We start from the raw sequence: 19,076 nt of genomic DNA, 5'->3' as shown, positions 1-19,076 counted from the left end.
GCCCAGAGGGATTTTGTGTGGCCCCGTGCTGAGTTGACACGGGGCAGTTTTCTTCACCTCAGGTGCTGCTGGATACGCTCCAGGCCTTTCCCGCTGCCCTCCCGAAGGCCGCGGTCCATCCCCGCGTGCGCGGGGCTGACGTGAGCATGGTGTGGGCTGCGACCCCGGACATCGGTCCATCCCCGCGTGCGCGGGGCTCACGCCAGTCGACGCCGGGTGCGTACGTTCGGCGAGCGGTCCATCCCCGCGTGCGCGGGGCTCACCGGAGCCACTCGTTGTTTTCGATGCGGGTCAGCGGTCCATCCCCGCGTGCGCGGGGCTCACCGTCTCTTTTGGACGTTGATGTAAACCAGTCACGGTCCATCCCCGCGTGCGCGGGGCTCACACTTAACGACCTGCAAGAACGCGGGGCCGTTATCTCCGCTTGATCATTGCACCGGCGTCCTCTGGCACACATCCTGGCAGACATCGAGGCGACCCAACCCGTTCCACCGGTCCTTGGAGGCTCAGATGGCTTCGCGTCGTTGGAGGTAGCTGAAGGCCGCCCAGCCGGGGAGGACCGGGAACCAGAAGGTGAGCACCCGGAACAGCAGGACGGCGGGCAGGGCCACGTCGGCGGGCATCGCGGTGAGCGTGGTGAGCCCGCCGATCAGCGCGGCCTCGACCGCGCCGAGGCCGCCCGGAGTGGGGGCGGCCGAACCGATGGCGTTTCCAGCGAGGAAGACCACGGCCACCGCGACCAGACTCACCTCCAGTCCGGGCCCGGCGAAGGCCAGGACCGAGAAGTGCAGGCACAGCACGAAGGCCACGGTCAGCAGCAGGGTTCCGCCCACTCCGAGGACGAGACTGGCCGGACGCTGGAACAGGTCCAGAAGTTGCGGCAGGGTCCCGGTGAGGTAGGGGCGCAGGCGCGATCCCACAGCTCGGCGCAGCCGGGGATGCAGCAGCACGGTGCCGACGCTGACGGTCGCCACGATGGCGATGACGGTGACGGTCGGCGAGGGGCTGAAGCCCGTCCAGTACGAGGTCCCGGTCAGGTACGCGCACACCAGGAGCAGCGGCACGTGAACCAGGAAGCCCACGAGCTGTGTGAGGCCCACGGCGGACAGGGACAGCGAGGTCGGCACCCCGGCCTTGATGACATACCGGCTGTTGATCGCGATCGAGCCGAGCCCAGCCGGGGCGGCGATGCGCACGAAGGACGCCGCGTACTGCACCAGGACGGTGCGCCACCAGGGCAGGGGCGCAGGGACGAAGCCGATCAGCACCATGGCGGCGGCGACCATGCAGGTGGTGGCCATGACCAGGGCCGCGAGGGTCCAGCCCGGGTCGGCGTAGCGGATGGTTCCGAGTTCAACCCCGGAGAGCTGGTAGACCAGCACCAGCCCGACCAGGGTGACCACCACGAAGCTGACGATGGTGCGCGGACGCATCCGTTCCAGGCGGGCGGGTTCGGTGGGTGCCTCGGGGGAGACCGCCGCAATGTGGCGCCGCAGGTCCCCCATAAGCGAGCGGTCGGCTCGGCGCAGCGCGGCGCGGAGCGCGTGGGGCAGGCCCGCGGGTTGCAGCATCGGGAGGATGGCGGCGGTGGCGGACACGCCCAGGGCCCGCACGGCCGAGGACACCGCGCGGTCGGCGCCCACGTGCAGTGCCAGCAGGGTGACCATCGCGGCGGTGTCCAGGGCGGTACGGATCTGGGGCGCGGCCACCGCGCCCCGGTCGACCCCGGTGAGCGCGGCGGTGACGGGGGGCCTGGCCTCGGTGTTCTGGTCGAGTACCCCGACGGTGGTGCCGTTCAGGTCGCCGTGGGCCACCCGGCGCTGGTGCAGCAGGCCGAGCTGGCGCCAGAGGTCGTCGAGCAGGGAGTCGCTGATCCGCTCCGGCTCCAGGGTGTCAAGGCCCCGGACTCGGGAGCGTTCTCGGGCCAGGAGGATCCTGCCGGGGGTGAGTTCGCCCAGGGCCAGAACGCGAGGGGCGTCCACCCCGGCCTCACGGGCTGCGGCGCTCATGAGCGCGGCGTGTTCGGCACGTCTGCGCGCACCGTAGAGCATCCGGGGGGCGACGGGGCCGCGCAGAAGGAGGAGGTCGCGCAGGCGCAGCCAGAACCCGCTGGTGTTCTCGGAGTTGAGGACGCAGAGCTCGATCTGGCGCCCGTCTGCGAGGTCGGCCAGGTAGAGGGCGTCACCTCCGCGGTCGGTTCCGGCGGGGGTGATCCGGTCCGCGGTCAGGTCGAAGCGGTGGAGTTCGGCGTGGATGCGGCCGGTCGCGGGGGGCGGCACGCTGGTACCGACGGCGTAGCGGCTCAGCGCGGCGCAGGTGAGGCCGACGAGGATCGTGAACAGGACCGCGAGGATGCTGGTGACCCCGGCCATGACCGAGGTGACGGCGATGGCGGCGTTGGTGCCCCACAGCAGGGAGCGCACCCGGGGCTGCCCCGTGGGCATGGTGCGGGCGAACGCGATCCCCGCCGCGACGTAGCCGAGGGTGGCGGCGGTGAGGACGTCGTCGGGCAGACCGGGCAGCGGGGCGGCGCTGTAGGTGGCGTTCTCCAGAACGGAGTTCACATAGGACGTCATCGCGTAGGCCGCCACTGCGGCGACGATCGCGCGTGTCAGCTCCCGTAGCTCGGCGACGAACAGCGAGCGCAGGACGACGTAGACGAACAGGACGATGAGCAGCAGGTTGGCGCCGAGCGCGACGGCGAACAGCAGCCACGAAGGGATCACCGCGCGGAGTTGGCTGGCGTCGTCGGTGGGGGCGCCGTCGGCGATGGCGTCGCTCACCAGGAGCAGGACCACGAAGACCAGGAACAGCCCGGCGATCCCGATGAGGAGGTCGACGGGGCTGCGTGGTGCCCTCGCGGCGGCACGGCCGGGGGTGGGGGCCGGTGTGTCGGTCGGGGTTGTTGTCACGAAAACAAGCCTGCCCGACTCATGAGGATTCGGTCGTCAGGGCCGGGGGTGTTTCGTCCCGCCCGTTCCGCACAACGGCGCCGCCGGGAGTCTCCCAGCGGCGCCATGGGGGGTTAGGTCGTACTAGTCCGGGAGGGGGACGAGTCCGCGCTGGTAGGCACGAACGAGGTTGCGGGGGACGCGGTACTCACGGCCGCTGATGTGGACGGTGACCAGGTCGGGGGCCTTGGCCTTCCACTGGGAGCGGCGCGTGCGGGTGTTGGACCGCGACATCCTGCGTTTGGGTACGGCCATGCGAGCGGTTCCTCTCTGTGTGGGAAGCCCGGGTGGGCAGTGCGTCAGGGCGACGGGCTCGGTGCCCGTCGCCCTGATCGGGTCGCGGTTACTTGCGCTGGTAGCGGCGCTGGAAGCGCTCCACCCGGCCAGCGGTGTCCACCACACGGGCGTTGCCGGTGTAGAAGGGGTGGCTGGCGCTGGAGATGTCGACGTCGATCACCGGGTAGGTGTGGCCGTCCTCCCACTCGACGGTCTTCTCGCTGCCGCGGGTGGACCGGGTGAGGAAGGCGTAGTCGGCCGCCTTGTCGCGGAAGACGACGTGCTGGTACGTGGGGTGAAGGTTCTTCTGCATGCGGTTCTCCGTAGGGTACGGGCCTGGGTCAGCGTTCCTCACGGAACTCGACGTGGCGGCGGAGCTTGGGGTCGTACTTGCTCAGGACCAGGCGGTCGGGGGTGTTGCGGCGGTTCTTCCGGGTCACGTAGGTGGTCCCGGTGCCCTCCGTCGACCGGAGTTTGATGACGGGCCGAACGTCGTTGCGTGCCATGGGCGCCTCCTCGGGGTGTCAGGCCTTTCAACCACACGATAACGGTTTTCATTCCCACTCGAACCACGCCCCCGAATGACGCCACCACGGAGCGGCACACACCCGAATGTGCAGGAAAAACTACTTATTGTGATTACCTCATGACAAAGAGCGTTTGCATGCACCCGGCCGGAGGAGAACCATGGCGCCAGAGCACGGACCCAACCGTCGTCAGGTCCTGCGTGGCGGAGCGGGGCTCGGGGTCCTGACCACGGCCGCCCTGTTCGGTGACGCCCTCCGCCCCGCCCTGGCCGCCCCCGACACCGGTTCGGCCCCCACCTTCACAGGGGTACCGGTCGCCCACGCCGACGGAGTCACCGTCCCTCCCGGGTACACGGCCCGGGTGCTTCTCCCCTGGGGCGCACCGCTGCACCGAGGCGTCTCCGCGTGGCGACCCGACGCCTCCGACACGGCGACCGAGGCCGCCCGTCAGGTGGGCACCGGCCACAGCGGACTGCGCTACGTCCCCCTGCACCCCGGCCGCGACGGCGGGCGACGCGGACTACTCGTGCTCAGCCACTCCTGGTTGGACCCGGTGCTGCTGCACGCGGACGGAGGGCGCTCGGCGACGGCGGCCCGCACGGCCAAGGAGATGGCCTCCCTCGGGGTGACCGTGGCGCGGGTCGAGCTCACGGACGGCCGCTGGAGGGTAATCGACGACGAACTCAACCGGCGGCTCACTGCCGCCTCCCCCACCACGCTGTCCGGTCCCCTCGCCGGGCACCGGAACCTGGAGACCGGCACCGACCCGACCGGAGTCATCGGCGGCACCGCGCACGCCACCACTCCCTGGGGAACCTGCCTGACCGGTGAGGACGCCCTCGCCAACGTTTTCGGCACCCAGACCGAGGGCTGGACCGCCACCGAGTCCCAGCGCCGTTACGGGCTCGGCGCGGGCGAGGACTCCTACGGCTGGCACGCCCACGAGGACCGTTTCGACCTGGCAGCGGAGCCCAACGAGGCGCACCGGTTCGGCTGGACCGTGGAGATCGACCCGCTGGACCCGTCAGCGGCCCCGGTCAAGCACACCGCCATGGGCCGACTCGCACACGGGGGCGCCGCCGTCTCCGAGTCGCGGGGCCGGGCGGTCGTGTACATGAGCGACCCGACTCACCTCTACAAGTTCGTGGCCGAGCGTCCCTGGCGCGAGTCACGAAACAGCCGGGGCCCGGGTCCTTTGGACGGGGGCGTCCTGCACGTCGCCCGCCTGGGCTCCGACGGGCTGGGCACCTGGCTCCCGCTGGTCCATGGTCGCACCGGGCTGACCCCGGGTGACGGATTCACCGACCAGGCGGACGTGCTGCTGAGGGCACGCGAGGCCGCCGACTCCGTGGGAGCGACCGAACTGCGGGGACCGGGGACACCGGCGGTGCACCCCGAGACCGGGACGGTCTACTGCACCGAGGCCTCCGGGGAGGAGGGCGGTCGTGTGCTGTCGTGGACCGAGGGCGCCAGTGACCACGGCGCCACCCTCTTCTCCTGGCAGGAGTTCGCACGGGCCGGGACACCCTCCGGGCAGGGACGGGAGGCGGCGGTGTTCGCCGCCCCGGGCGGGGTCCACTGCGGCGAGGACGGCCGCCTGTGGATCAGGACCGACGTGGTCCGGCTCGGCGACACCTCCGAGGGCGCGCGCGAGCAGGTGGGCAACAGCGCGCTGTTGTGCGCGGACCCCGAGAGCGGGGAGGTTCGGAGGTTCCTGACCGGTCCGCGTGGCTGCGGGATCGCGGGGACGGCGGCCAGCCCCGACCAGCGGACCCTGTTCGTGACCGTGCAGGGGCCCGGTTCTGCCGTGGACCGGCTCGCGCCCACGGTGGAGGATCCGCGCGCGGTGAGCAACTGGCCCGGGTTCGATCCCGTCGGCCGACCCCGGTGCGGGGTCGTGGTGGTGCGCAAGGACGACGGCGGGATCATCGGGACCTGATCCGGCCAGCTCCGCAGGTCACCCGGGGAGCCGTAGGCGGGGCACCCCCACCGGGGAGGGGCGCCGCACCTGTCCGGGCAGCTGAATCATCGCCCGACCCTGGAGCCACCGACGGCGCCCGGGTGGGGCAGGCCCGTAGCGGAAGGGTGGGGCGTCCCCGCTGTCGACCCCCGAGTGGTCGGCGTAGGTTGGGCCGGTGAGCGAGCAGACCAACGTCCCGAGGCCCGGCGCCCCGGCCCCGTCCCGGGAGGGCCCACCGAGTACTCCACTGGAGGCCCTGCGCGGGCGACGCTTTCCGCTGTCGTCCTGGCCTTGGCGGAGCCTGGGGTACCTGGCCTCGACCGTGCTGGTCGGAACGGTGCTCACCACACTGATCATCCCGATCACCTTCCCCCTCCTCACCCTGGGCACGGCCGTGGAGGAGATGGCCGTGGGCCGGGACCACCCGACCTGGTTCCTCATCACTCTGCTGGTCACCGGTCTCACGCTCCTGCTCACGTTCGGCCCCCTGATCGCGGTGCCCGTCGCGCGACTGGAGCGGTGGCGGCTGCGTCTGATCCACCCGCCGGTCAGCGGGGGGCGCCGACCCGTCGAACCGGGAGTCCTGGCCTGGATCCGCACGCGCTACACCGAGGCCGCCACCTGGCGGGCGTTCGCGTACCTGCTCCTGCTGGTCACCGTGGTGGACGCCGTCACCTGGAGCGTCCTGTACCTGTTCCCCATCATCGGTGCCCACCTGCTCTCCACTCCGGTGATCGCTGGCCTGGGCCAGACCGTCATCCTCCATGTCTGGGAGTTCGATGACCCTCTGGCCACCCTCCCGCTGGTCGCGGCCGGTGCCGTCCTCCTGTTGGCCACGCCCTACGCCGCGGCCCTCACCGCCCACGCGCACGCCGCCTTGGCACGGCTGTTGCTGGCGGACCGGGGTACCGAGGAGCTGCGTTCGGAACTGGTCGAGGTCACACGGTCCCGCGCCCGCCTTGTGGACGCCTTCGAGACCGAGCGCCGGCGCATCGAACGCGACCTGCACGACGGTGCCCAGCAACAACTCATCTCCCTGGCCATGCAGATCGGTCTGGCCCGCATGGACGCCCCGCCGGGCAGCGACATGGAACGCACCCTCACCTCCGTGCACGTGCAGGCCAAAGAGATCATCGGGTCCCTGCGCGAAATCGTCCACGGTATCCACCCCAAGGTCCTGAGCGACCTCGGGTTGTCCGCCGCGCTCCCGGAACTGGCCGACCGCTCATCCGTCCCGGTGCGCGTCCGCGTGGACCTGCCCCGTCGACTGCCCGCGCATGTGGAGAGCACCGCCTACTACGTGGCCGCCGAGTCGCTGGGCAACGTCGCCAAGCACGCCGGGGCCACCTCGGTTCGGTTGAACGCGGCGCTGGACGGTGACACCTTGGTCCTGGAGACCGTCGACGACGGCGGGGGCGGTGCCGACCCCGAGCGCGGCACCGGGTTGACCGGGCTCGCCGACCGGGTCGCGGTCGTGGGCGGCCGTGTCCTGTTGTCGAGCCCCGTCGGTGGACCCACCCGACTGAGAACGGAGATCCCTTGTCACCCATCCGGGTAGTGCTGGCCGAGGACGGCGCCTTGCTGCGTGAGGGACTGGCGGGACTCCTGCGCAGGTTCGGATTCGAGGTGGCCGCGGCGGTCGGTGACGCCGAGGCTCTGGTGGAGGCGGTCGACGCGCACGATCCGGACCTCGTGGTCACCGACATACGCATGCCTCCGGGCTTCGGCGACGAGGGCCTGCGTGCCGCCGTCCGGCTGCGCCGCGACCGCCCCCGGTTGCCGGTCGTGGCGCTCAGCCAGTACGTGGAGTCCAGCTACGCGGCCGAGCTGCTCGACTCCCACGACGGCCGGGGTATCGGCTACGTCCTCAAGGAACGGGTGGTGGACGTGGCCGACTTCGCAGACACCCTGCGCAGCGTCCACGGAGGCGGAACGGTGATCGACCCCGCCGTCGTGCGCCAGCTGGTCCGGCGCCACAGCGCACCCCTGGAACGCCTCTCCGGGCGCGAACGCGAAGTCTTGGCGCTGCTCGCGGAGGGCCGATCCAACAACCGGATCGCACAGGACCTGGTGATCTCCGAACCCACCGTGGGCAAGCACATCGGCAACATCCTCACCAAACTGGACCTGCCGCCGGAGGGCACGGACGTCGACCGCCGTGTCATGGCCGTCCTCACCTACCTGCGGGAACGCCCCGACTGACGCGGCGTTCAGGGGCGAGGGCGTGTTCGGTGACCCGGCCGCAGGAACGAAATCCGAGGCGGCGGTAGACGGGCTCGCCGTCGGCGTCAGGCGTGAACCAGGGCCTCCGGGGTGGGCGATGCGACGAGCAGGTCCTCGGGGGCGGTCAGGTACCAGGCCTCCAGGGTGAGTTCGCTGAGTTCCTCCAGGTCGATGCCGTCCAGGTGCACCACCACCCAGCCGAACCCGCCCGCCGTGAACTGCTTCTCGAACACCTCGGGCCGCTCGGCGACCAGCGCCGCCTGCTCGATCAGCGACTGCTTCAACCCCACCGTGGCGGTCCGCGGCCACAGGTAGCCGAAGGGCCGCCCTCTGACACGGAACGTCGTGTACCGCTCCGAGTCCTGGCCCTCACACTCGGGAAGCGCGTGCACCAGCCGCAGGAACCGCTCGATCTCAACACCCATGAGATGAGACAACCACACGCCACCGACATCGGCGCGGCCACCCTATCCGCCCGTACCCGCGACAGAAAGGCGCCCCGGCCCGTGGGCTGGCACGGGCCGGGGCGCGTCGTGACTCAGCGCGCTCTCATCAACGGATGTTGACGTCGACGCAGGCGTAGAAGGCGTTGCCCGTGTCAGCCACGTTCCAGCGGGCCAGGACGGTCTGGCGTCCGCTGTAGCCCGAGAGGTTGACGTTGTGGCTGAAATTCGCCGGCGGCCGGGCGCCGTTGTCGTTGAAGCTGGCGATCCGGTTGCCGTTGATGAAGTACTCCCACGTGGAGGTGGAGTGTGCGGCGGTGATCGTCCAGTTGAAGGTGGCGTTGGTGCTGACGTCGGAGACGCGCCAGCCGTAGTTGTTGTTGTCCAGCTCGGAGAAACGCGAGTTACCACCGGAGCAGCTCATCAGGCCCTTGGGGCCCTCGACGCTCTGCGGCTCCCAGCGGATCTGGCCACACTCGACCACACCGGCGGCGCACTGGGCCTGACGGCTCTGGGGGTTGGAGATGTAGCCGTGGGCGCTCGCCGTCCCGGCGGGCATCAGGGTGAAGAGGAGGGCGGTGGCGGCGGCCACGGCGGCGGTGGAACGGAGCTTGGGGAACTTCATGAGGTCTCGCCCTTCTGGGGATCACGAACACCCGGAGCACGCCGGGGTCGTCGCGGGGGACCCGGGCCGTTGTCGGGCCCAGGACGGCTCGGTTCGCGTCCATGGGGGTCGAACAATTCCCTGTGTTCGCGAGGGTCGGCGCCTACAGGAATTCGGAATTCTCGATCATTCCTCAACCTGTTGCCGAGCAGAGTAAGCAGCGCGTAATTCCCTCGTCAAGACCTCTTCTCGCCTTGGAACCGGGTACCAAAATGTGAACTCTCCACTGGTACTGCCAGGGACCCCCCGGGACGAACCCCCAAACTGGAAAGACCCTTATCAGATCCGTGACTGGTCTACTGAAATCCTTGCGGTATTCTCTTCCGGGAACGCCTTCGACAACAGTGAGAACTGTCCTCGAAGACAGATTCCCTTCCCTTCGCCGGAAGCGTCCCACCTCGACACCACCGGCACCGGGCGCCCCGGAGAGCGACACGCCCCCGGCTTCCCCCACGGCCGCACCCACATCCCGTGCGACGGCCGCCCCACATGGCAGGCGCCCCCAACGACGCTTCGGCGAAGGAACCTTCTCATGCCCGACCCCACTGACACGCGCAGGTCAACGCCCCCTCCGCACCGCTCCGTCCTCGTTATCCTCGCCGCGATCTCCGTTCTCCCGGTGACGGTGCACCTTCCTGCCCTGCCGGAGATCGCCGCCGCCTACGGGACCAGCTTCGCGCTGGTCAACCTCTCGATCGCCGGGTACGCCGTCGCCACCGTCACGGCCGAGGCGGTCGCCGGAGCCCTGTCGGACCGCTACGGCCGCCGCCCGGTCGTGCTGGTCTCCGTCACGGTCTTCACGCTCGCCTCCCTCGGCTGCGCGCTGGCGCCCACCATCGGGATCTTCCTCGCCTTCCGAATGTCGCAGGCAGCGATCGCCGCGTGCTTTTCCGTGGCGATGGTCGCCATCAGGGAAACGTCGCACGGCGGTGACGCCGTTCGGAGAATCGGATTCGCCGGAATGGGTTGGGCGCTCGCGCCCATGCTCGGAACCATCCTCGGTGGAACACTCGACGATCTGTTCGGGTGGCGCTCGATCTTCTTCGCTCTCGCAGTCATCGGAGGTCTGGTTCTCCTGGTGTCAATGCGATACATGAAGGAGTCCTCCACCCGTTCGAACGGTCCCGGTCACGATTTCCTGCCCGCGCTCCGGCGCATTCTGGCCTCGCCCCGTTTTTGGACCTACTCCCTCTGCATGGCCTGCTCCATGGGAACCCTCTACGTCTTCCTGGGCGGCGCTCCCCTCGCCATGGACCGGCACCTCGACGGTTCGGGGGTCGCCCTCGGCCTGTACATGGCCATGGTTCCCGGCGGGTTCGTCCTGGGCAGCTACCTCGCGGGCACCCTCGGCACCCGGATGTTGCGCACCCGCCTGCTGGTCCTGGCGCGCACCCTGACCTGCTCGGCCCTCCTCGCGGGCCTGGTGATCGCTGTGACCTGGGACGTCCACCCACTGGTCCTCTTCGCCTCCTGCGCGTTCGTCGGCGTGGGCAACGGGCTGACCACCCCCGTCGTCAACACGGCGGTGATGTCCGAGCACGAGGACCTGGCCGGTACGGCACTGGGTCTGACCGCCGCGATCTCCATCGGTGGCGGCGCGTTGGCGTCCTCTCTGGCTGGCCCGGCCCTCGGCGACATCGACTCCACCAGCGGCCTGCTCCTGCTTCTGCTGGCACCAGCGACGCTCGCGCTGGTCGCCGCGATCCTCGCCGCAGTGGTCGACCGGCCCATCGCCCGCGAGTGACCGGCTCCCACAGGCCGTGAGGAGAGTTCCAGCGGTTCGGCCGAATGCCACCGAACCCTCCGCGGCGCCGTGCACTGCCCATGAGCACCGGCCGCGTAACGGGCGGTTCGCCCCTTGGCCGATAGTTGCCAACGTCTCCCCCGGCATTGCCTTCCGTGATCACTCGGGTGATTCTCGAAACAGTCAACCGGATCGGAGCTCAACGCGTGCCGGACGACGACCGACACACACGGGATCGAGTACGTGCCCTGGACCCCCTCGACATCGAACTGCGCGAGCGGGCACGGAAGCGTCGCGAATCCGGAGTCCCTCCGGACCAGTTGACGATCCCCGAGGTCGAGGTCGGGCCCCCGTTGAGGAGGGCCCTGGACCAGGTCCTGAGGAAGCTCGGAACACCCGACCTCGACCACGCCGCTCAGCGCACGCGGAAGCTGGCGAGGACTCTGAAGGATGAGGGCCCGGAGAATCTCGACCTGTGCGCCGGCCGCCGCACGTCGGGCATGCGAGCCCTCGTCGACCAGGCCATCGGCACCGTGCTCGCCAGCTGCGACCCGGAGGATCTCATCGAGGCCGACGAGGAGCTCGCGCTGCGGATCGGCGAGGAGTTCGCCCTCGGAGCCCTGCGCCGGTACGCCCTGGACCGTGTCTCACCGTTCACGGGGGACTACGGCCCGGACGCCCAAGACGCACTGGATCTCCTCGAACTGGCCGACCTCACCTTCACCTCGACGATCCTGCGCGGACTGGTCAGTGACCTCATGCGCTGACCTCCCTTGGAGCCCCCGTGCCACGCGAAGCGACCAGGGTCACCTACTCTTCCGACCTCGAACCCGAACTGAGGGCGTTCGACCAGGACACCAACATCCTCAAGGTCGTCCCCGAGTTGATCATCGACTACCTGGACGACGACCACCTGGCAGCGGACCTGTGGATGATCGCCGCGACGGCCTTCGCCGTCGACCGCAACCTCCGACGCCCGGCGCTGAACTCCTGGCACAGGGGCCAGGAGTGGCACCGGACCATCAGCACCACCATTCCCGTGCAGAACCCCGCCTGGTGGTCCCGACGCGCGGCTGACGTGGAGGCTCCACTCAACTGGCTGACCGCCGACACCTGGCGAATCGAGTTCCCACAGGGCGGGCCGGTCCCGAACCAACCGTCTCTGTTCAGTAACGCGGAACTCCAACTCGAGGGCGCGACGGCGCTCTTCTCCGGCGGGCTCGATTCGGTGTGTGGCATCATCGCCGACCTCAACGAATCGGGCGATCCGATCCATGCCGTTTCCGTCAGCACCAACAACCGCATGGAGAACCAGCAAAAGGGCGTCTACGACACCCTTCGGAGCGCGGATACACGACTGCGTTCATGGAGCCCCTTCAGGCTTCAGGTCCGCTTGGGCAACCGAGAGAGCACCGCGCGTTCACGGGGATTCGTCTTCCTGACCGCGGGGGTGCTCTCCGCGATCGCGCGCGGAACGAACTCGCTCCGTCTGTATGAGAACGGCCCGGGGGCGCTCAACCTGGCGCTGTCCCGGGGCCAGGTCGGCGCCCAGGCGGCGAAGGCGGTCCACCCGAAGACCCTGAGATACATGGAGCACCTCGCCAGAGCGGTCACCGGTGACAGCGGGTTCCGGATCGAGAACCGAGCCTTCGAACGGACCAAGGCCGAGATGGTCAGACGCGTTCCCACGTACTACGACGGGGCCCTGGCCGCCTCGGTCTCCTGCGACACCGGATTCTCCCACCACGAGGGCGGCAACGCCCCGGCTCATTGCGGCAGGTGCAGCTCCTGTGTTCTTCGTCGCCAGGCTCTGGCAGCGGCCGAACGGAACATCCCCACTCCGGTCAGGGGTGGCCCCCAACGCAAGGACGACCACCCTCGACTCATGGCGTGGCAGGTGGCGCGGCTGCGCCACGTTCTCCGCGACGGGTTCGACTGGGCGCGCATGGTTCGGGAGTTCCCCGACATCGTGTGTGACCCGGGTTCGTTCCTCCCCGAGCGCCGCGAGGTCCTGCTCCGGGTGTTCACCGAGTATGCCGACGAGTGGAACCTGCCAGCGGTGATTGAGGAGTTCGCCGAGGGGTGACCGTCATGAGCGAACACCGGACGAATGGCTGGGAGCACACGATCTCGGTTCCTCCTTCTCCAAGTGAGCCCGAGCACGATCCCGACCATTCGATGCCAACGACTTCATAACTTCACGGTCACCGAACTCCTCACAGAAGGACGCCCCGTGTGGGTCGTCGAAGCGGCTGTTGACAAACAGAAGTCGAGACCTGGAACCCAGTTCCTCAAATACATATGCTGACCAGCGAAGATATGACCTCCACACCCGAATGGCAAGCGATCGACCTGCCACGCGGCCGGGACTCCCGCACACGTGGATACGTCGAGTACACGCACCTCCCAGGCGGTGGGAGCCCCACCAAAAGGCTGTGAGTCGCACGTCATTAAGGCTCTTAGCGAAGCCGACTTACACAGCAGTGATACCTTGGCGAATCGATACACTGGGTATCACCTGACACACCCCCAAGGAGCACGAGTGAACCCGCCTGGGCCGCGCGATCCCGCCAGCTATTCCGCTCAGGAACTGGCCGACCCCCGCATTGACTCGATGACCCTGAGGCAGATCGGCGCCGTGCGCCCGGACCTGTGGCGGCTGATCCACGACCACCCGAATTGCGACAGGGAACTCGCGGAATACATTCGGCGGAACACCCCGCCCGTACCCCCGTCACAGCCGCAGACGGGGGCCCAGTCGCATGGGCCCCAACAGCCCACGGGTCCCCAGCAGCAGCCGCACGGTTTCCAGCCGCCCGGCGCACATCCGCAGGGGCCACCGCCGCACGGAGGTCAGCCGGGGCAGACCTCGCAGGGAGCGCAGCAGATCGCCTCGGGAGCCAAGGAACTGGCCAAGGGGGCCAAGACCTACTTCACCACCACCGTCGCTCCCGCGGCCGTGGGTGCGGCCCAGACGGTCAGCCAGCGGTCCGGCCAGGCGCCGGGGGCCGTGCACTGGTCCATCTGGTTCCGGTTCGCGATTCCCGCGCTCGCCCTCGTCGCCATCATCTCGCTGTTCCTGCCGCTCGCGTCGGTGTCCTACATGGGGTACTCCGAGAGCATCAACTACTTCTCCCCGGAGGCCCCCGACGGTGAGGGAGCGGTCATGCTCGCCCTCTTCGTGGTGGTCATCGTCTTCGGCGTCGTGTCACTGGTGACGGGCAAGAAGTGGGCCCTCATCACGGCGGCGGTCATCGCCATCATCGCCGGGCTCTTCGGCATGATCAACGGACTCGGCACCGCTTCCTCCGTCAACAGCCAGGGCATCGGCTCCGTCGGTGCGGGGGCGATCTTCCTCGGGCTCGCAGGCCTGGCGCTGGTCGCTTCCGCGGTCGTCACGCTCCTGCCCCAGAAGCAGCAGCCCACTCCCCCGCAGCCCCACCCGTGGCCGGGCAGCCAGGGGCCCGGTCCCGGTCCGGCTGGCGGTCTCTGATCGGGCCAACGTGTCCTCCGGCGTCGCCGGGGGACACGTCGTCGTTGCGGCGCCGGTTCAGCTGGCGGACCGAAGGAACGGCGGACTGAGCAGGGCCGCCTCCCCCTTGCGGTAGAGGGCGGCAGGTCGGCCGGTGGCCTGGGGTCGCTGGTCACCCGTGGCTTCCAGAAACCCCTCGGCTCTTGTGGCTCTCCGCCGGAAGTTGCTGGGGTCCAGGGGGCGACCCCACACGACCTCGTAGACGTTGCGCAGTTCGGGCAGCGTGAACGGTTCGCGGCAGAAGGTCGTGGCCACGGTGGTGTACTCCAGGGTCCTTCTCGTACGCTCCAGCGCGTCCGCGACGATGTCGGCGTGGTCGAAGGCCAGCGCGTCGCCTTGGTCGAGGATGTCGGGTACGGCTGCCCAGTAGGCGTGAGCGGCGTCGGTACCGCCCTCAGGGGTGGGCAGGTTCGGTCCAAGAGCGAGGTAGGCGACCGTGACGACCCTACCTCTCGGGTCCCTGCCGGGATCCCCGTAGGCACCGAGCTGTTCCAGGTGCAACAGGGCGCCGTCGATCGCGGTCTCCTCCAGGAGTTCCCGGTGGGCGCCCTCGTCCAGGGTCTCGTCCGCGCGCACCCGCCCTCCGGGCAGGGCCGCGCGCCCCTGGTAGGGCTCGGTCCCCCTTTCCACGAGAAGCACCATCAGACTGCCCTCCCTGATGGTGAAGATGGTCAGATCCACGGTCACCAGCGACAACTCGACTCCCGTGGACCCCTTCAGCCGGTCATCCACCGCATTCTCCTTAAAGGTCATCTTGACTTCAACCCGCCTTCCTGATTAAGGTCACTGTGACCATTATCCCCCAGAGGCAGGGATCCGCATGACCGCCGTCCACACGGAACCCGACAGGGACGTCCCCACAGAGAAACCCACCGGAGCCACACGTCACCTGTGCACCGGTGTCTATGTCGACGAGAAGTTCCGTGATCTCGTCATCAACGAGATCTGCACGACCCCCTTCCGCCGTGTGGCCCCTTCCTACGGCTTCGACCACGTCCCCGTCATGCGCCACGCCTGGTGGGCCACCCACCTGCACGCCCTCCTCCGGCTGACCATGCTGGCATCGGTCGTCGCCCCCTTCCTCCTGGGCCACACAGTGGCGGCCGTGCTGACGGCGAGCGGGCTCACGCTCCTGTTGCTCCTGCACCACGCGATCGCCCTGTCCACCGTGATCGCCCGCGCCGAGGATCCGCTGGCCCCCCGGCGCAGGAACGGGAAGCGGAAACCCACTCTGAGGATCCCCACCGCGCGTGACCTGCGAATCATGGGCGAGGTCCGTACCCTCAAGAGGGTCGGGCTCGCGGGCCTGACCGTCGGGGGCACCATGATCGTCCTGGTGTTCTCCTTCCACACGCAGGCCATGATCGCGGGGTACATGGGAGCCGCCGTCCTGGGTGTCGCGGTGTTCGTGGGCGTCGTCAGTCAGCTACGCGTCAACCGCGTCCACAGGCCCGGAGTCGGACTACGACCGAGGCGTCTCACGAAGCGGGAGACGGTCGTCGCCGAGCAGCAGAAGCATCCCTGCGTCGTCTACCGCCGTCCGGCGCACCAGGGGAAGGAGGAGAAGGAGGACAGCCCCCTCTTCACGCTCTTCGGTGACGAGTCACCCTTCGTCGGCGCGGGCGAGCTCATCCACCAATGGAACCCACCGATGGGCATCCAGCTCCTGCGCCCGGGAGGGGACACCCAGCCCCTCCATGAGCGGGAACACCGCTACCCACCCTTCCGGACCGACGAACTCATCGATCACCTGCGCGAGGCAGTCCTCCAGCTCCGCGACGACGAGGAGGACGTCCGACTCCCCGTGGACGTTCGGGACCGGGTCTTTGTCGCGTCCACGGACGTTTCCACCGACCGCTCCCTGATCGGCAGGGTCGACCCGCTAAAGATGCGGCGCCTCATCAACGAGCAGAGCCCCACCCACCAACACTTCCTCGAAGTGAGCGTCCCGGACGCTGGTTCCGAGCTGGTGGCCACGGTCCTCCTGCATGCCACCCTGCGGGGGCGCACCCTCAATCTCTTCTTCGCAGCCTGCGCACTGACCCGGACCCCGGACAGTTTCCGGAAGGCCAAGGAGTTCGGCCAGCACGGCAAGCGGGCCGTGGCGTGGGCCGCGTTCAGGGACCTGCACGGGCTCCCGCGTGAGACCACCAACCTCTGGCGCGTGGTGCGCTACCCCGCCCTCCTGGCCAAGGCCCTCTTCATGTACCGGCGAGAGCTCACCCTCTCCCCCATCCGCAACGTCTGCATCGGCAGCCGTCTCAGCATCCGCCAGGAGCGCGCTCAGGAATGGAGCAAGGTCCAGCTGGACAAGACCCAGGTCCTCAGCCACATAAAGAACGTCGAGCTGCGACTGCTCAAGGCCACCAGCGACTTCCTCCATTCCCGAGGGGTGGACATCTCCGAGTTCGACGACCGCGCGATGCAGATCATCAACAGCGGCATCGTCAATCTCGGCGGCACCAACGACATCAGCAACAACAACCTCGGTGACGGAACCCAGGTCAACAACCACGGCCCCCAGCAGGGGCCGGGAACTTCGCAGAACGGAGACCAGGCGTGAGCAACCTCCCGAACAACAGCGGCATCGTCAATCTCGGCGGCACCAACGACATCAGCAACAACAATCTCGGTGGCGGAACACAGATCAACAACCACGGGGTGTCACCGTCTCCCCTCTCTGATGTGGACACCCGGTCCGTCGAGGAGAAGCAGCGGAGCCGCGACGTCGGGGTGGTCACCTTTCTGGCCACGGAGATGCGGGCGGTCACCGAACAGCTCAACCTGAGGACCAGGAAGAAGATCGACGGACTCTTCTTCTCCACGGGGGAGGTCGCCACCGACGGCGGTACCGTCTCCGTGGTCGCGACGATGACCCACAGCCCCGGTCAGCGATCCGTGATGTCCGCCCTGGACCACCTGCGACGCCACTTCTCCCCCCGCCTGTGGATCCTCGTCGGCATCGGGGGTGGGCTGCATCCCGAGTACGCACGCATCGGCAACGTCATCGTCTCCACCCGGATCGTCTACTACGACTCACGCAAGATCAGGGGCGAGGGCGACGCCCAGAGGAGGGGCGAGGAACGCCAGGCCCCCGCCCGGATCGTGCACGCGGTGAACGTCTACTTCACCGATCGAGGCGAACCGGCGATGATCCGCGGTCAGGCGGACGGTCACCGCAAACGGACCTTCGAGGTACACCCGGGGCTCATCGGCTCAGGTGAGGCGGTCATCGCCGACGGTGACAGCGACGTCCACCGCTTCCTGGAGGGCTACAACGACAAGGTCCTGGCGGTGGACATGGAGTCCGGCGGGCTCAGCCAGTACTGGCAGGAGAACTCCGTGGGTGAGGAGCCCAACCCCGACTGGGTGGTGGTCCGGGGTATCTCCGACAACGCCGACCAGGAGAAGAACGATGACGGCCATGACCTGGCCGCACACAACGCGGCCCACGTGGTGAAGGACCTCCTTCCCTATCTTTGCTGAACTGAGCGGTTCGGTCCTGCTGGTACAGCCCGCGACGAAGGGATTCCCATGACCGCTTTCCTGCTCGGAGTGCTCAGTTCTCTGCTGGCCACGGCGCTCGTGTTCGTCGCTGGGTGGTTCCGCGCGGGCCGCCCCCGCTGGTGGTTGGTGGGCCTGCTCTCCCGACTCACGGGAACCGGCATCACTCGCCTCTACCAGCGGCAGGGGGCTTCCGAGGCGGACCTGGCCCGGGACCTGGCCCGGGCTCGGTGGGTGAAGGTCCTGGTGGGGCGGGGCAACGTACTCACTCGGGACACCTTCGCACCGTTGTGGTCGGAGTCCCCGGCACCGGTCCAAGTGCTGTTACCCGACCCCGACTCGGCCCCCGACACCTGGTTGTCCAGCCGGGGAACCGACCTGGGTCACACGGACCCCGGTTTCGGACCGGACCTGCTACGTGCGCAGGTCAGGGCCAACGCCGAGTACCTGGACCGGATCGGACACCAGAGGCCGGGCCTGGATCTGCGCCTGTTCGATCTGCCCAACACATTCCGAATCATCGCCACGGACACCGGGGCCTATCTCACCTTCTACGGAAGGTACCGACACGGCCGCCACTCCCCATGTCTCCACCTGGCCGCCTCGGGGGCGCTGTACGACGCCGCCCTCGGACTCTTCGAGTTCGCCTGGGCCAACAGCGCGCTCCCCCGGAGTGGAGACGGTGGCCCGTGAGGACGATCCTGAGTGGATGGCCACTGTTTCCATGATGGGTGGATCTCCTGGGCAGGGGTCGTTTCCAGAGGGGTGAAACCCTGGAAACGACCCTTTTTTAATGGATTGCGTCCGAGTTCGTTGTTCTGTGATCTTGGTTCAACAGGGTTCGGAAATGGTTCTGGGATTCTCCAGGATCAAGGTCCGAAACCCTTTGGGTACTCCAACCACGGGAGTCCTTGCGATTCTCGGGGAAGTCCCAACCTCCCAGGCGCTACTCGCGACGCGGAGGTTGGGACGTGCGGGGCGCCTGGTGGCTCGGGTGCCCTGTGGGGTCCCGGTCCAGGCGGGACCCATCCGGTCCTTGAGCCCCGAGTTTCTCCCGCAGATTCCCGAGTTGGCACCCCCGTCGCCCCGCGACGGGGGTCAGCGGTTTTTCGGGCCCCACACGCTCACCGGTATCCGCAGCACGGAGGCCTACGCGGACGCGGCACCCGGAGACGGCCCGAACACTGGAGGGGTGCCGCGACACTCGGCGGGTTCGGGGGCGGCGAAGAAGCGACGAGGCGTTCGGTGAACT

General features: G+C 68.6%; 17 protein-coding genes and 1 CRISPR repeat array. Of the genes, 10 read left to right on the top strand and 7 right to left on the bottom strand.

The window, feature by feature from the left end:
• Positions 1–111: 111 nt before the first annotated feature.
• Positions 112–385: direct repeats of the CRISPR family, unit length 29 nt; unit sequence CGGTCCATCCCCGCGTGCGCGGGGCTCAC.
• 121 nt (positions 386–506) lie between these two features.
• The 4 genes from KBX21_RS12230 to rpmG all read right to left on the bottom strand — a co-directional run bounded on the left by KBX21_RS12230 (position 507) and on the right by rpmG (position 3,733).
• Positions 507–2,912 (bottom strand): lysylphosphatidylglycerol synthase transmembrane domain-containing protein, encoded by a 2,406-nt coding sequence (locus KBX21_RS12230; RefSeq protein ID WP_210841962.1) that lies wholly within the window; start codon positions 2,910–2,912, stop codon positions 507–509.
• Between the two features lie 123 nt (positions 2,913–3,035).
• Complete coding sequence (gene rpmF / locus KBX21_RS12225; protein WP_049575914.1) at positions 3,036–3,206, bottom strand: 50S ribosomal protein L32; 171 nt, start codon at positions 3,204–3,206, stop codon at positions 3,036–3,038.
• Between the two features lie 88 nt (positions 3,207–3,294).
• Positions 3,295–3,540, bottom strand: a complete 246-nt coding sequence (locus KBX21_RS12220) for a type B 50S ribosomal protein L31 (protein WP_210841961.1) — start codon at positions 3,538–3,540, stop codon at positions 3,295–3,297.
• 28 nt (positions 3,541–3,568) lie between these two features.
• Complete coding sequence (gene rpmG, locus KBX21_RS12215; RefSeq protein WP_049575921.1) at positions 3,569–3,733, bottom strand: 50S ribosomal protein L33; 165 nt, start codon at positions 3,731–3,733, stop codon at positions 3,569–3,571.
• A 181-nt stretch (positions 3,734–3,914) separates the two neighbouring features.
• On the opposite strand from rpmG, the gene KBX21_RS12210 reads away from it, so the two are divergent.
• From KBX21_RS12210 to KBX21_RS12200, 3 genes are all read left to right on the top strand, one after another.
• Positions 3,915–5,693, top strand: a complete 1,779-nt coding sequence (locus tag KBX21_RS12210) for a PhoX family phosphatase (RefSeq protein ID WP_210841960.1) — start codon at positions 3,915–3,917, stop codon at positions 5,691–5,693.
• A gap of 196 nt (positions 5,694–5,889) precedes the next feature.
• Positions 5,890–7,272, top strand: coding sequence for a sensor histidine kinase (locus tag KBX21_RS12205; protein WP_210841959.1), 1,383 nt, complete (start codon positions 5,890–5,892; stop codon positions 7,270–7,272).
• The gene (locus KBX21_RS12200) at positions 7,254–7,916 is read left to right on the top strand and encodes a response regulator transcription factor (RefSeq protein ID WP_210841958.1); all 663 of its coding nucleotides are present in this window, start codon (positions 7,254–7,256) and stop codon (positions 7,914–7,916) included. Before KBX21_RS12205 ends, KBX21_RS12200 begins: the two co-directional genes overlap by 19 nt.
• Before the next feature lie 86 nt (positions 7,917–8,002).
• Here the strand turns inward: KBX21_RS12200 and KBX21_RS12195 are convergent, their stop codons facing one another.
• Positions 8,003–8,362: an MmcQ/YjbR family DNA-binding protein gene (locus tag KBX21_RS12195; protein ID WP_210841957.1), complete on the bottom strand. Its 360-nt coding sequence runs from the start codon at positions 8,360–8,362 to the stop codon at positions 8,003–8,005.
• 127 nt (positions 8,363–8,489) lie between these two features.
• Positions 8,490–9,005, bottom strand: a complete 516-nt coding sequence (locus KBX21_RS12190; RefSeq protein ID WP_049575940.1) for a lytic polysaccharide monooxygenase auxiliary activity family 9 protein — start codon at positions 9,003–9,005, stop codon at positions 8,490–8,492.
• 571 nt (positions 9,006–9,576) lie between these two features.
• Between KBX21_RS12190 and KBX21_RS12185 the strand changes: the two genes are divergently transcribed.
• The 4 genes from KBX21_RS12185 (at position 9,577) to KBX21_RS12170 (ending at position 14,281) form a co-directional block, all read left to right on the top strand.
• Positions 9,577–10,788, top strand: a complete 1,212-nt coding sequence (locus tag KBX21_RS12185) for an MFS transporter (protein WP_210841956.1) — start codon at positions 9,577–9,579, stop codon at positions 10,786–10,788.
• Positions 10,789–10,994: 206 nt separating this feature from the next.
• Positions 10,995–11,555, top strand: a complete 561-nt coding sequence (locus KBX21_RS12180) for a hypothetical protein (protein WP_307869195.1) — start codon at positions 10,995–10,997, stop codon at positions 11,553–11,555.
• 17 nt (positions 11,556–11,572) lie between these two features.
• Positions 11,573–12,874 (top strand): hypothetical protein, encoded by a 1,302-nt coding sequence (locus KBX21_RS12175; protein ID WP_210841955.1) that lies wholly within the window; start codon positions 11,573–11,575, stop codon positions 12,872–12,874.
• A 456-nt stretch (positions 12,875–13,330) separates the two neighbouring features.
• Positions 13,331–14,281: a hypothetical protein gene (locus KBX21_RS12170; protein ID WP_210841954.1), complete on the top strand. Its 951-nt coding sequence runs from the start codon at positions 13,331–13,333 to the stop codon at positions 14,279–14,281.
• 57 nt (positions 14,282–14,338) lie between these two features.
• Here the strand turns inward: KBX21_RS12170 and KBX21_RS12165 are convergent, their stop codons facing one another.
• A complete protein-coding gene (locus KBX21_RS12165; protein WP_210841953.1) occupies positions 14,339–15,052 on the bottom strand; it encodes an NUDIX domain-containing protein in 714 nt (237 codons plus the stop codon).
• An 88-nt stretch (positions 15,053–15,140) separates the two neighbouring features.
• Between KBX21_RS12165 and KBX21_RS12160 the strand changes: the two genes are divergently transcribed.
• Genes KBX21_RS12160 through KBX21_RS12150 form a run of 3 tightly spaced genes read left to right on the top strand, consistent with a single transcriptional unit; the run spans position 15,141 to position 18,517 of the window.
• Entirely contained in the window at positions 15,141–16,883 is a 1,743-nt protein-coding gene (locus KBX21_RS12160) for a hypothetical protein (protein ID WP_210841952.1), read from the top strand.
• Positions 16,880–17,806, top strand: coding sequence for a hypothetical protein (locus tag KBX21_RS12155; RefSeq protein WP_210841951.1), 927 nt, complete (start codon positions 16,880–16,882; stop codon positions 17,804–17,806). Before KBX21_RS12160 ends, KBX21_RS12155 begins: the two co-directional genes overlap by 4 nt.
• 48 nt (positions 17,807–17,854) lie before the next feature.
• Positions 17,855–18,517: a hypothetical protein gene (locus KBX21_RS12150; RefSeq protein ID WP_210841950.1), complete on the top strand. Its 663-nt coding sequence runs from the start codon at positions 17,855–17,857 to the stop codon at positions 18,515–18,517.
• Positions 18,518–19,076: the final 559 nt, after the last annotated feature.

It is taken from the genome of Nocardiopsis sp. B62, assembly GCF_018070675.1.
Classification (GTDB): Bacteria; Actinomycetota; Actinomycetes; order Streptosporangiales; family Streptosporangiaceae; genus Nocardiopsis; species Nocardiopsis prasina.
This window is presented reverse-complemented; position numbering and strand designations above follow the sequence as displayed.